This is a genomic window from Arcticibacter sp., assembly GCF_053551015.1.
The window spans coordinates 45,233-58,351 of sequence record NZ_JBMQOB010000023.1; the positions used below are offsets into that span (position 1 = coordinate 45,233).

At 45.1% G+C, this 13,119-nt stretch carries 11 protein-coding genes; 8 read left to right on the plus strand and 3 right to left on the minus strand.

Features of this window, described 5'->3' with window-relative positions:
* Positions 1-753: an LPS export ABC transporter ATP-binding protein gene (lptB, locus tag ACO1NU_RS17235; protein WP_448819743.1), complete on the plus strand. Its 753-nt coding sequence runs from the start codon at positions 1-3 to the stop codon at positions 751-753.
* Entirely contained in the window at positions 750-2,267 is a 1,518-nt protein-coding gene (locus ACO1NU_RS17240) for a GH3 auxin-responsive promoter family protein (protein WP_448819744.1), read from the plus strand. The genes lptB and ACO1NU_RS17240 overlap by 4 nt, the downstream gene beginning before the upstream one ends.
* Before the next feature lie 2 nt (positions 2,268-2,269).
* On the opposite strand, the gene ACO1NU_RS17245 is transcribed toward ACO1NU_RS17240, so the two are convergent.
* From ACO1NU_RS17245 to murB, 3 genes are all read right to left on the minus strand, one after another.
* A complete protein-coding gene (locus ACO1NU_RS17245; RefSeq protein ID WP_448819745.1) occupies positions 2,270-3,241 on the minus strand; it encodes a polyprenyl synthetase family protein in 972 nt (323 codons plus the stop codon).
* Positions 3,242-3,421: 180 nt separating this feature from the next.
* Positions 3,422-3,961 carry a sigma-70 family RNA polymerase sigma factor gene (locus ACO1NU_RS17250; protein ID WP_448819746.1) on the minus strand — a complete coding sequence of 180 codons (540 nt, stop codon included), beginning with the start codon at positions 3,959-3,961 and terminating at the stop codon, positions 3,422-3,424.
* A 99-nt stretch (positions 3,962-4,060) separates the two neighbouring features.
* Entirely contained in the window at positions 4,061-5,077 is a 1,017-nt protein-coding gene (gene murB / locus ACO1NU_RS17255; RefSeq protein WP_448819747.1) for a UDP-N-acetylmuramate dehydrogenase, read from the minus strand.
* A gap of 114 nt (positions 5,078-5,191) precedes the next feature.
* Here murB and ACO1NU_RS17260 point away from each other — a divergent pair, with 114 nt between their 5' ends.
* The 6 genes from ACO1NU_RS17260 to ACO1NU_RS17285 all read left to right on the plus strand — a co-directional run bounded on the left by ACO1NU_RS17260 (position 5,192) and on the right by ACO1NU_RS17285 (position 13,075).
* Positions 5,192-5,818, plus strand: coding sequence for a TetR/AcrR family transcriptional regulator (locus ACO1NU_RS17260; protein WP_448819748.1), 627 nt, complete (start codon positions 5,192-5,194; stop codon positions 5,816-5,818).
* An 83-nt stretch (positions 5,819-5,901) separates the two neighbouring features.
* Entirely contained in the window at positions 5,902-6,534 is a 633-nt protein-coding gene (locus tag ACO1NU_RS17265) for a TetR/AcrR family transcriptional regulator (protein WP_448819749.1), read from the plus strand.
* A 94-nt stretch (positions 6,535-6,628) separates the two neighbouring features.
* Positions 6,629-7,951, plus strand: a complete 1,323-nt coding sequence (locus ACO1NU_RS17270) for a TolC family protein (RefSeq protein ID WP_448819750.1) — start codon at positions 6,629-6,631, stop codon at positions 7,949-7,951.
* A gap of 120 nt (positions 7,952-8,071) precedes the next feature.
* Positions 8,072-9,136, plus strand: coding sequence for an efflux RND transporter periplasmic adaptor subunit (locus ACO1NU_RS17275; RefSeq protein ID WP_448819751.1), 1,065 nt, complete (start codon positions 8,072-8,074; stop codon positions 9,134-9,136).
* Positions 9,137-9,150: 14 nt separating this feature from the next.
* Positions 9,151-12,309, plus strand: a complete 3,159-nt coding sequence (locus ACO1NU_RS17280; protein ID WP_448819752.1) for an efflux RND transporter permease subunit — start codon at positions 9,151-9,153, stop codon at positions 12,307-12,309.
* A 178-nt stretch (positions 12,310-12,487) separates the two neighbouring features.
* Positions 12,488-13,075 (plus strand): RNA polymerase sigma-70 factor, encoded by a 588-nt coding sequence (locus ACO1NU_RS17285; protein ID WP_448819753.1) that lies wholly within the window; start codon positions 12,488-12,490, stop codon positions 13,073-13,075.
* The last annotated feature ends 44 nt before the right edge of the window (positions 13,076-13,119 follow it).

A 13,119-nucleotide genomic window follows, 5' to 3' on the forward strand; every position in this document is an offset into this window, starting at 1 on the left:
ATGATACTCAGAGCAGAAAATTTAGTAAAGAAATATAAACAGCGCACGGTTGTTAACAATGTGTCCTTCCATGTGGCCCAGGGTGAGATTGTAGGTCTGCTCGGTCCAAACGGAGCGGGTAAAACAACCTCCTTCTATATGATTGTAGGCTTGATCAAACCCAACGAAGGACATGTATATCTTGAATCGGAGGACATCACGAACGACCCGATGTACAGAAGAGCACAGAAGGGAATCGGCTATCTGGCTCAGGAGGCATCCGTTTTCAGAAAGCTCAGCGTGGAAGACAACGTCATGGCGGTGCTCGAAATGACCAAGCTGACGAAGGCCGAGCAAAAGGACAAACTAGAAGAGCTGCTTTCAGAATTCAGTTTGCACAGAGTACGCAAGAACCGGGGAGATTTATTATCGGGAGGAGAGAGAAGACGTACTGAAATTGCGAGAGCGCTGGCGGCCGATCCGAACTTCATTCTGCTTGATGAACCTTTTGCAGGAGTTGACCCGATTGCGGTAGAAGAAATTCAATCGATCGTCTCCAAGCTGAAGGATCGAAATATCGGCATCCTGATTACCGACCACAACGTTCAGGAAACACTATCCATCACTGACCGCGCTTATTTACTCACTGAAGGAAAAATCATGCTCACCGGCACGCCTCAGGAGATTGCCAGTAATGAGATGGCCCGGAAATTCTATCTCGGCCAACATTTTGAATTGCGAAAAAAGAAGAACAGCAACCCCACTCCCCTATGACACTTGTAAATACGATTGTAACCTGGTTCATGAAGAAACGAATGGATCAGATAGAACTATTTATGAATCATCCGCATGATGTGCAGGACGAAGTCTTCCGTTCGCTGATATCATCCGCCCGATCAACCGAATGGGGTAAGCAGTACGACTATAATTCCATCTTCAATCAGGAGCAGTTCAAACAACGTGTTCCTCTGCAGAACTACGAGACGCTGAAGCCATATATTGAGCGGATGATGAAGGGAGAGCAGAATATCCTCTGGGGTTCTGAGGTAAAATGGTTCGCCAAATCGTCAGGAACAACAAACGACAGAAGCAAGTTCATCCCGGTGAGTGCTGAGTCTCTGGAAGAATGTCATTACAAGGGTGGAAAAGACATGATTTCCATTTACTGTAATAATAAACCGGATACTCAGATGTTTACGGGTAAATCGCTGGTGCTGGGTGGCAGTCATAAGGTGAACCAGTTCAATGAAGATATTTCTTATGGAGACATCTCGGCGGTCCTGATCAAAAACCTGCCTCTATGGGCGGAGTTTCACCGCACGCCGGATATGTCGATCAGCTTGATGGATAACTATGAGGAGAAGATCGAGAAAATGGCTCATGCGACCATCGATGTGAATGTAACATCGATGGCGGGGGTACCGACCTGGACTGTAGTACTAGCCAAACGGGTAATGGAGATTACCGGCAAAAAAGACCTTCTTGAAATCTGGCCTAACCTGGAGCTATATGTTCATGGCGCAGTTAAGTTCGGTCCTTACAGGGAGCAGTTTAAGAAATTGATCCCCTCCTCCTCCATGTACTACCTCGAAACTTACAACGCTTCCGAAGGCTTCTTTGGCATCCAGGATCTCCCGGGATCAGAGGAAATGCTGCTGATGCTAGATTATGGCGTATATTACGAGTTCCTGCCGATGGAAAACTTCGGAGAGGAGAATCCGGCCACAAAAAGCTTGTCGGAAGTAGAATTGGGTAAAAACTATGCGCTCATCATTTCAACAAATGGCGGGTTATGGCGCTACATGATTGGTGATACGATCAAGTTCACTTCTATATCGCCTTACAGAATCCAGATCACGGGAAGAACAAAACATTTCATCAATGCATTCGGTGAAGAGGTTATTGTAGACAATGCAGAAAGAGCATTGACAGAGGCCTGTACGCAAACCGGAGCTATAGTTAAGGACTTCACCGCCTGCCCGATTTATTTCAGCGACAATGAAAGCGGAGGCCACGAGTGGATCATTGAATTCGAAAGTCAGCCTTCCAATATCGAGCATTTCACAGACATTCTGGACAACACGCTCCGAGAGGTTAATTCAGATTACGATGCCAAGCGCTTCAAGGATATGGCCTTGAAGAGACCGCTGGTACATGTTGCTCCGGAAGGCACATTTTATACGTGGCTGAAAACGCGCGGAAAGCTGGGCGGACAGCATAAAGTGCCCAGGCTGGCAAATGAGCGTGGGTATGTAGAGCAGATCCTGGAACAGATCGGCAAAAGGTAAGACTATTTCTTACGTTCAGTAGTAAAGCGGACGAGCTGCTCAAGGGCTGTTCGTGCGCTATGATCCGGAAAGGAGTGCAGAACCTCGAATGCTTCATCCTGAAAACGGTGCATTTGCATTTCTGCATAAGCCAGACCACCATTATTACGTACGAAAGTAATTACTTCTTCCACCTTCACATTATCCTCATTATGATTTTTAACGAGATTGATAATACGCTGTCTTTCCTTTCGCTCCACTTTGTTCAGTGAGTAGATCAGCGGAAGGGTCATTTTCTTTTCTTTGATGTCGATACCTAAAGGTTTGCCAACATCGTCTGTACCAAAATCAAAGAGGTCATCCTTGATCTGGAAGGCCATTCCGATCTTTTCGCCAAAGAGACGCATCTTTTCAATCGTTTCCACATCAGCACCGGCCGATGCAGCGCCGCAGGCGCAACAAGAAGCAATGAGAGAAGCTGTTTTCTGACGGATTACCTCGTAGTAAATTTCTTCACTGATATCGAGGCGGCGCGCTTTTTCGATTTGAAGCAGTTCACCTTCGCTCATCAGTTTCACTGCAGAAGATACAATCCGAAGCAGATGAAAATCATCATGATCAATGGAGAGCAATAAGCCGGTAGCCAATAAGTAGTCTCCTACAAGTACAGCAATCTTATTTTTCCAGAGGGCATTCACCGAGAAGAAGCCCCGGCGTTCATAGGAGTTATCGACCACGTCGTCATGCACAAGCGTAGCCGTATGAAGAAGTTCGACAAGTGCAGCTCCACGGTGGGTGGATTCGTTGATTCCGCCACAAAGGCTCGCAGAGAAAAACACAAACATGGGTCTGATCTGCTTACCTTTTCGTTTAACTATGTAATGAGTAATCCGATCGAGCAGAGGAACGGTACTTTTCATCGAAGATTTAAACTTCTCCTCGAATGCTTCCAGTTCTTGCTCTATGGGTCTTTTTATTTCGTCTAACTTTGACATGAAGGCCTGAATACATGATTCCCTGCTCTTGCAAGACAGGTCGATTGCAAACATAGCTAAATATTACATATTACGATGTTTAAACGAGTAATTAGCCGGTGCAAGGAGCAGGATTTTCATAAAAAAACCCCTGATTACATCAGAGGTTCCTATAGTTGAGTTTAGAAAAAGGGGGCTAAATTATTCGGCCTCTGCGTAGATCGGCTTTTTAACACCGTTATCATAAGGCTTAAGGCTCTTTTTGAGCAATTTTCTGGCAACGTGGATACGTGTTTTAACAGTTCCGATTGGGATAGCCAGGTAGTCAGCTATTTCATGGTATTTATGTCCTTCGAAATACATGCTGAAGGGGATGTAATATTCCTCAGGAAGCTTACCCAATGCATTCTTAATATCATCCATAATAAACTTCGACTCGCCTTGATTCTTTGTAGATGAAAACACCAGGTTTGCAGAAGATATCTCGTCAGACTTTGTAACGAAAGAACTGATCTTAACAAAGCGACGATAGTTATTGATAAAAGTATTCTTCATGATTGTGTATAACCATCCTTTCAGGTTAGTACCCTCTTTGAATTTATTATAATATGTGATGGCTTTTAACAGCGTATCCTGAACCAGGTCGTTAGCATCATCAGCGTCATGAGTGAAATGTAAGGCATACATTCTTAGAGAACTGGCCTGGTGCATTACCATAGTGTTGAATTCGATCTTAGTCATATTATAAAGTTTTTTATAGATGATTAACTGTTACGCTATCATTTATACAAACACTATGCTAAAAGCGGCACTGACTATGGCATCGCCCTGTTAATAGGGTTAAAACACGTTGACTTCGCGTTCAAGTGTGATATTAAATTTCTCGTTCACGTCTTTTATAATTTCTTCCGAAAAATCATATATCTCTGAACCTAAAGCACTTCCAACGTTTACTATAACTAACGCCTGATTTTTCCAGGTTGCAGTTTGACGAATTTGTTTTCCTTTCCAGCCACTTTTTTCAATTAGCCATCCTGCAGCAAGTTTAACTGTACTATTTGGTAGACAGTAATGTACTATGTCTGGAAAAGCAGACTTCAGATGTACAAATTGTTGTTCATTAATAACAGGGTTTTTGAAAAAGCTGCCGGCGTTTCCGATGGTAGAAGGATCCGGTAATTTGCTGACCCGTATTTCTGATACGACGAGGGAAACGTCTTTGATACCGGGCTCGTCAATATGGCGCGTCTCCAGTTCCTGGCGGATAGCACCGTAAGAGATGTTGATTTGGGGATTAAGACTGAGCTTAAAAGTGACGGAAGTAATAATCACCTGATTCTTCAACTCGTGTTTAAAGATACTGTCGCGGTATCCGAAGCGACAGTCTTCAGGCAAAAAGGTAATGACCTCCCCCTTTTTAATATGATAGGCCCGGCAGGAATGGAACACATCTTTGAGCTCGACCCCATAGGCACCAATGTTCTGTACAGGTGATGCACCGACTGTTCCGGGGATAAGTGTCAGGTTTTCGACACCCGCAAATCCTCTCTCTACACAGTAAAGAACCAGGTCATTCCAGACTACACCTGCCCCTGCATGAACAAGCACGGATTCGCCGTCGATCTGATGCGTAATGCCAGGAATGTTCATCCGGATAATCAAACCTTCGAAGTCGCGAGTAAAAAGAATGTTACTTCCCCCTCCGATAACCAGCCTTGCTGCGCCTTTCCATTGCTGATCAGCGAAAAGGAGAGAGAGATCTTCCTCCTGGTGAATCTCTGTGAACCAGCGGGCATGGGCTTCCACTCTAAAGGTATTCAGGTTCTTGAGGGATACGTGTTCGGCGATCGGATACATCTTGTTTTTCTTTGGGCCGAATTTCGCATTTAATATCAAATAGAGAAAATTAAAACCTTCGCATTATTTCTGTATTATAGCTCTGATAAAGGAATAATAGTTAATTTTGATAACGTGGAAAATCAGGATAGGAAAAAGGATTTAATTATTGACGCTGCACTCAAACGTTTTGCTCACTTCGGTCTCTCTAAAACCACTATGACAGAGATAGCGAATGACTTATCCTTGTCTAAAGCACTCCTTTATTACTATTTTCCCGATAAGATATCCCTGTACTCTGCCGTATTGAAGAACATCATTGATACGATGGACGCAGAAATGCGAAAGGATGTGAGCGGCGCGACCAACAGTCACGAAGCCCTCACGAAATGCCTGGATAAAAGGCAGGAGTTCATCACCAAATATTACAACCTGCTCGATTTCACCAAGATCACAGGAGCAGAGCTTCCCGGCAACCTGATGTGCATGTTTGTTAAGGCGAAAGACTCCGAACTGATGGTATTGAAAACAGTGCTGGAAATAGGTATTGCCGCCGGCGAGTTTGAAGTGGACAATCTGGACGAAACAGCGGCTCTGTTAAAAGATGCATTGTCGGGAATCTACTTCACCGTGCTGAAGCGTCATACCAAGGGATTCTTCCCCGAAAAGGAGCAGTTCGACAATATTCTAAGCCGTCAGAAGAAACTTGGCGAAATATTCCTTAAAGGCCTGGAAGTGACTACCGTCTCCACAATCTCATAAATTCTTCAGGATCGTAAAAAACTTGTATATGTCATCGCCGTGCCGTACTTTTGACTAAATTATAAAAAAAGTCAGGGCATAGATTGATAGACATTGATAGAAAACGAGATTTAATTGTTGAGAGTGCGATTAAGCGCTTCTCTCATTTTGGTATTCAGAAAACGACGATGAATGAAATTGCGGATGACATATCTGTTACCCAGCCTTCTCTATATCATTATTTTCCTGACAAGATGAGCCTTGTGGTGGCGGTTGTGGAAAAGATCATGGCGCAGTATTTCTCTGAACTGGAGGGTATGCTAGAAAAAGTGTCTTTACTGGAAGACGAACTGCTGGCGATCCTGATCTGCCGGAAGAAATTTATTGGACGGTATTTCATGCTTAATCTGACGGAGAGCTCTCCTGAAGCCGGCTTAGTTGAGAATGCCTGCTACGGGGTTATGGAACAGGCACGGGTAAAGGAGGTGGCCCTGGTTTCAACTCTATTCAGCAAGGCAGTTGAACGTAAAGAAATTGCGGCAATAGAAACAGACAAGATGAGCAAACTGTATCTGGAAACCATAACCGGACTGAGTGTATTTGAACTGATACCCCTGAAGAACAAGTTTTCTCCGGGAGAAAAAGAGTTTAATTCAATTTTGGAAAAGCAAAAAGCCCTGAGTGCGGTTTTCATCGCTGGGTTGAAGGCTTACGATGTACACGGAAATTTATTGTAACAGCAACACCTTTTATTGATCAAATAACCTATAACAAGAGAACAAAAAGAAGATGATTAGACCGAGAATAAACACCTTAATCGCTGCTGTGTTGATGGCATGTACGTTAGGTGTAGGATCAGTCGAGGCGCAGACGGTTCAGTTAACACTGAAAGAAGCCCTCAACTTCGCCCTTAAGAACAATGCAACGGTACGCAAGGCGCGTCTGGAAGCAGAGAAAGGCAAAGAACTTACAGCAGAAGTGAGGTCGCAGGCCTTACCTCAGATTACAGCAACAGGTAACCTGAACGACAACCTGATGATACAGAAGAGCCCCCTTCCTGGCGAGATCATAGGAAGACCAGGTGAAACGATCCTGGTTGCATTTGGCCAGAAATACACTGCGAATGCCAACGTACAGCTTAGTCAGCAACTTTTCAATCAAAGCGTATTTACCGGATTGAAAGCTGCAAAGGCTGGTGAAGAATACTATCAACTGAACGTTGACCTGAGTGAAGAGAACGTTTTGCAGATGGTTTCCTCAGCATACTACCAGGTACTGGTGAGCAGAGAAAAGATAGAGGCCATTGACGCCAACATCTCTTCTTTACAGCGGACGGAAAGAATATTGAGTGATCAGTATAAAAATGGTTTGGCTACCCGCATTGATGTAGACCGGGTAAAGGTAAGTCTAACCAACCTGCAGACACAACGGGACGAGCTGGCAAGGGCAGCCATTCAACAGGAGAACACGCTGAAGTACTATATAGGTATGCCGATAGGCGTGACCGTGGATATTCCGAAAGCAGAGCTCAACCGGATCGTAGAGAATGCAAACAGCATTGCCGATACGGTAAACGTTGCCGGACTGACCGAGTATGCCTTGCTTAAAAAGCAGGAAGAACTGCTGATCTATCAGAAGAAGTCAAGGGTGGCGGAGTATTATCCTAAGCTTTCCTTCATCACCAACTATTCGCAAAATGGGTTCAGCAACAAATTTGACTTATTTAAAGGTAACAGTACCGCGAACTGGGCACAAGCATCGGCGATAGGACTTAATATCTCCATCCCAATCTTTGATGGTTTCGGAAGAAGATCAAGAGTTAGACAGGCGCAAATCGAGATTGACCAGATTTCAGAGGACCTGAAAGACAACAGACAGGCGCTCAACCTCGCTTACAGCAATGCAAGACTGCAGCTGAATACCAGTGTAAGCACGATCAGGAACCAGAATGAGAATATGCGACTGGCGCGGGAAGTATTTACCAGCACGCAAAATAACTACAATAATGGTTTGGCATCGCTTACTGACCTGCTGAATGCGGAAACTGCTTTAACAGATGCACAGAACAGCTATACACAGGCGCTGCTTAATTATAAGCTTTCCGAAATACAGCTGATGAAATCAAACGGAAACATCAAATCTCTCATCAACTAGAATAAACATCTGCCAACGAGCTTCGGCTCTTTGGCTTTGATCATCAAAAACTAAATGGAATGAGCATGTCCAGGATTGAACAGGCTGATTCCAGTAACCGAAAAGACAAAATATACTCGAATGAAAAAGAATACACTGATTACGATTATTGCAGTAGTAGCGGCCCTCGTTCTGATAGGCTGGATACTTCAAAGCAACAAGAAAAAGAATGCAGCGAAGACTGCTGTTGTTGCGGAAGGAAGCAAGGGCGCCGTTGCCGTTAAGACTGCAAAAGTAGCCAGAACAGAGGTTGACCTTAACTTTTCATCTAACGGAACATTTGAATCTAACCAGGAACTTACGCTTTCTGCAGAGAACTCAGGCAGGGTAACGCGTATCGCGGTAGAAGAAGGTGACCGGGTGAGCAAAGGACAGGTTTTGGCCAGGATAGATAATGAGCTGCTGGTGGTAGACACGGAAACGGCTGAAGCAAATTACCAGAATGCAGTACGTGACCTTGCTCGCTATGAGAGTTCGTTTAGAACAGGCGGTGTTACGCAGCAGGCTTTGGAAAATGCACGTTTACGGGTGAAGACTACCCAGGCGGCAGTTCAGTCGTCCAGAAGAAAGTCTAGTGACGCCAACATTAAGGCACCGTTTTCCGGTGTGATCAACAAGCGCTCTATTGAGAGGGGATCTTATGTATCTCCGGGTACTGCATTGTTTGAGATCGTGGACGTTTCCAAGTTAAAGCTAAAAGTTACGGCCAACGAATCGCAAGTAGTGAACCTGAAGAATGGCGACGAGGTGGCGATCAAATCGAACATCTTCCCTGACAAAGAATTCAGAGGTAAGATCACTTTTATTGCAGCGAAGGCTGATAACAGCCTGAACTTCCCTGTTGAGATTGAACTGGCTAATACCGGTGCATCACAGTTAAGAGCAGGAATGTACGGTACAGCGGTCTTCCAGTTCCCGAAACAGGATCCTTTGCTGACTATTCCTCGGGCTGCGTTTGTGGGAAGTGTAAACAGCAACAAAGTGTTTATAATGGATGGCAACAAGGCTGTTGAGCGCAAGATCGTTGCAGGAAGAATATTCGGCGAAACTGTTGAAGTTCTGGAAGGACTTCAGGAAGGTGAGACGATCATTACCAGTGGTCAGATCAACCTGGTGAATGGAAGTCTCGTTGAGAATGTTAAATAATACAAACTAGTCAGATGAAAATTGCTGAAATATCGATCAAAAGACCCACGGTCGTGGTGGTACTGTTTACGGTACTCTCCATTCTGGGCTATATAAGTTATACGTCGCTCAGCTATGAGCTTCTTCCTAAATTTTCGCCTTCGGTTGTTTCGGTAACGACGATATATCCGGGAGCGTCACCGAGTGAGGTAGAGAATACGGTAACGAAAAAAATTGAGGACGCGGTAGCTTCGATGGAGAACATCAAGAAGCTGAACGCGACATCCTATGAAAGCCTTTCGTCGGTTGTTATTACGCTGAATAGCGGAACAGACGTGGATTTGGCATTGAACGATGCGCAAAGAAAGGTTAATGCCATCCTGTCAGAACTGCCTGATGATGCGGAGGCTCCTTCACTGAACAAGTTCTCTTTAGATGACCTTCCGGTGATTACAATGTCGGCTACATCTACGATGGATGATGCATCGTTCTTTGACCTGATGGACAACCGTATTGTTCCGACTATCTCGAGAGTAAGTGGAGTTGCTCAGGTGAACATCATCGGCGGACGTGAACGTGAAATCCAGGTAAGTATCGACGACAATAAGCTTCAGGCTTATAACCTGTCACTGCTTTCGGTGCAACAGACCATACAGGGTTCCAATCTGGACTTCCCGACCGGATCTGTAAAGACACAGGATCGTGATATCCTGGTTCGTCTGGCCGGTAAATACGCGACGGTAGAAGAACTGCGGAATCTGGTTATCTCTGACAAGAATGGTATACAGGTAAGGCTAGGTGATGTTGCTGACGTGCAGGATGCACAGAAAGATGTAGAGAAGCTGGCCCGCGTAGACAGGAAAGCGTCTATTGCATTGCAGGTGATCAAACAGTCGGATGCGAATGCGGTAGATGTGAGTAAGGGAATCCATACGATCATCGATAAGCTGCAGCAGGATTACAAAAAGGTTGGGCTAAATCTGGTGATTGCCTCAGACAGCTCTATATACACGCTTGAATCTGCAGATGCGGTTATCCATGACCTTATCCTGGCAGTTGTACTCGTTGCCTTTGTGATGTTGTTCTTCCTTCACAGTTTGAGGAACGCGGCGATTGTAATGGTATCTATTCCGGCTTCTTTGATTGCTACATTTATCGGAATCAGCCTGTTCGGCTATACACTGAACCTGATGTCGCTCCTTGGACTGTCGCTGGTTGTAGGTATCCTGGTGGATGACGCGATTGTGGTTCTGGAGAATATCTACCGCCACATGGAGATGGGCAAGAACCGGGTGAAAGCTGCTTATGAAGCGACGAAGGAAATTGGGTTTACGGTTACATCGATTACCCTGGTAATTGTAGTCGTGTTCTTCCCTATTGCCATCAGTACAGGTCTTGTTTCGGATATTCTGAGGCAGTTCTGCGTGGTGGTAATTATCGCAACGATGCTCAGTTTGCTGACCTCGTTCACGATCATTCCACTACTGTCTTCCCGTTTCGGAAAGCTGGAGCATCTTACTGGAAAGAATGTGTTTGAGCGTGTAATCCTGCGATTTGAAAGAGGACTGGACAAGTTCACAGCGTGGATCACGGGTATACTTACCTGGTCTTTGGGCCACAAGAAGACCGTACTGGCTGGAACGTTTCTGATGTTGGTGGCGTCTATAGCTTTACTTGCGACAGGATATATCGGGACGGAGTTCTTCCCGAAGAGTGACAGAGGAGAGTTTATTGTGCAGATTGAAATGCCTAAAGACGCTTCGATCGAGCAGACGAACCTGATGACATCTAAAGCAGAAAATCTCCTTAACCAAAAACCTGAGATCACTCGTATGATCACCACTGTTGGTCAGACAAGCGACGGAATGGGTGCGAGCCAATCCACAGCATATAAATCGGAGATTACGGTTCAGCTGGTGGAGCGTAAAGAACGTGCCGATCAGTCGGACGTCTATGCAGCAAAGGTGAGAAAGGAACTGTCTGCAAGCCTGGCGGGTGCAAAGATTACGACTACTCCGGTGAGTATCCTCGGTAGTGCGGAAAGAGCGCCTGTTGAGGTAATTGTGATGGGTCCGGATCTGCCGAGTGTAATGGAGTTTGCTGAAGTGGTACGTGGAAAAGTAGAGAAGATTGAAGGAACCACTGGAATTAAGCTTTCTGTTGAGAGTGGAAATCCGGAGGTGAAGGTTCAGGTTGACCGTGACAAGATGTCGTCGCTAGGACTCTCTCTACAGACCGTAGGTGCAACGATGCAGACGGCCTTTAGCGGTAATACGGACAGTAAATTCCGCCAGGGTGAGTATGAGTATGATATCAATATCAGACTTGATGACTATAACAGGCAGAGCATAGATGACGTGAGAGGTCTGACTTTCATCAATTCAAAAGATGAGCGTATTCGTTTGGAGCAGTTTGCTACGGTAACAGAAGGATCTGGCCCGAGTCAGCTTGAGCGTCAGGATAAGAGTACCAAGGTATCTGTTCAGTCTCAGGTGGTAGGACGTCCTACAGGTTCTGTCTTCACGGATATTGAGACCCAGATTAAAGACATGAAAAGACCTACCGGAGTGAGCTATGTATTTGGTGGAGATATGGAGAACCAGTCGGAAGGTTTCGGTACTCTGGGGATGGCATTGCTGATGTCGATCATCATGGTGTACCTGATCATGGTGGCCCTTTATGACAACTATATTTACCCGTTCGTGGTGATGTTCTCCATTCCGCTGTCTATCATCGGTGCGTTGCTGGCTCTTGCATTAACCAACAATTCGCTGAGCATCTTTACCATTCTTGGATTGATCATGCTGATCGGTCTGGTGGCTAAGAATGCGATCATCCTGGTCGACTTTACCAATCAGCAGAAGGCTGAAGGAAAGTCAACACGCGAATCTCTGATACTGGCCAACCATGCCCGTTTAAGACCAATTTTGATGACGACGATTGCGATGGTTATCGGTATGCTTCCTATTGCGATTGCATCGGGTGCGGGTGCCGAATGGAAAAATGGACTTGCATGGGTTATCATCGGAGGTTTGATGAGCTCGCTGTTCCTGACACTGGTTATTGTACCGGTTATCTACGAAGCATTTGATAATATTATGCATCGTTTAGGATGGGATAAGAAGGGCGACAATATTGAAGCGATGATGGTTGAACCTGATAAGAAGCAGGAAGAACTGGAAGTAGTTCACTAGTCGTTCATTCTGCTATACGGAAAGCTCAGAAGGGTTAACAACCTTTCTGAGCTTTTTTTGTCCACATCTTAGCAATGCAGCACAGGATAGTACAGGTTGCGCAACGGCTCCAATAGCCTTAAGTTTAACGACCTTTTTAGAACCTGAACTAAGCACCCGCGACTAACTGGCTGTAACGATGAGACAATATTTGAAGTTTTCGGATTCGAACTTATTGATTCTGCTCAAGCAGAATGATAGGCTTGCATTTGAAGAACTATATGAAAGATATTGGTCCAGGCTTTACTCCTCAGCCTATAGACGTCTGAGCAATCGGGAGGCTGCAGAGGAAATCGTTCAGGACATCTTCACGTCACTTTGGATAAAGCGGGCGGAACTTGTTATCCACTCCTCTTTCGAAAACTATCTTTATACTTCTGCTAAATACATGGTATTTGCATTCTTCCAGAAGGAATGTAATCGGAAGGCTTATGAGAGTTATTTTACATATGTTCATAACGGTGTGGATAACTCAACGCTTGAGGTGCTCGACTGGAATGAGCTGAAGCGGAACGTCAGTTCAGAAGTGGAGAAATTACCCGAGAAGTGCCGCAAAGTATACGAGCTTAGCCGAAAGGAATTCCGCACCAATAAAGAGATTGCTTTCTCATTGGGCATCTCTGAAAAAACTGTTGAAAACCATCTGACTCGTGCGCTGCGCACTCTCCGCGTAAACCTGAAGCACGCAGGAACTCTCCTACTGAGTCTTTTTATATCTTCTTTATAATTTTTCATTGCCGTTAGGGGGTAGAGCCTGGTTAACTCACTGTA

What these genes read in the sequence shown, in the direction of transcription:
- lptB (WP_448819743.1), top strand. Translation starts at nt 1, where the DNA reads ATGATACTCAGAGCAGAAAATTTAGTAAAGAAATATAAACAGCGCACG.
- ACO1NU_RS17285 (WP_448819753.1), top strand. Translation starts at nt 12,488, where the DNA reads ATGAGACAATATTTGAAGTTTTCGGATTCGAACTTATTGATTCTGCTC.
- ACO1NU_RS17245 (WP_448819745.1), bottom strand. Translation starts at nt 3,241, where the DNA reads ATGTCAAAGTTAGACGAAATAAAAAGACCCATAGAGCAAGAACTGGAA.
- ACO1NU_RS17280 (WP_448819752.1), top strand. Translation starts at nt 9,151, where the DNA reads ATGAAAATTGCTGAAATATCGATCAAAAGACCCACGGTCGTGGTGGTA.
- murB (WP_448819747.1), bottom strand. Translation starts at nt 5,077, where the DNA reads ATGTATCCGATCGCCGAACACGTATCCCTCAAGAACCTGAATACCTTT.
- ACO1NU_RS17250 (WP_448819746.1), bottom strand. Translation starts at nt 3,961, where the DNA reads ATGACTAAGATCGAATTCAACACTATGGTAATGCACCAGGCCAGTTCT.
- ACO1NU_RS17275 (WP_448819751.1), top strand. Translation starts at nt 8,072, where the DNA reads ATGAAAAAGAATACACTGATTACGATTATTGCAGTAGTAGCGGCCCTC.
- ACO1NU_RS17240 (WP_448819744.1), top strand. Translation starts at nt 750, where the DNA reads ATGACACTTGTAAATACGATTGTAACCTGGTTCATGAAGAAACGAATG.
- ACO1NU_RS17270 (WP_448819750.1), top strand. Translation starts at nt 6,629, where the DNA reads ATGGCATGTACGTTAGGTGTAGGATCAGTCGAGGCGCAGACGGTTCAG.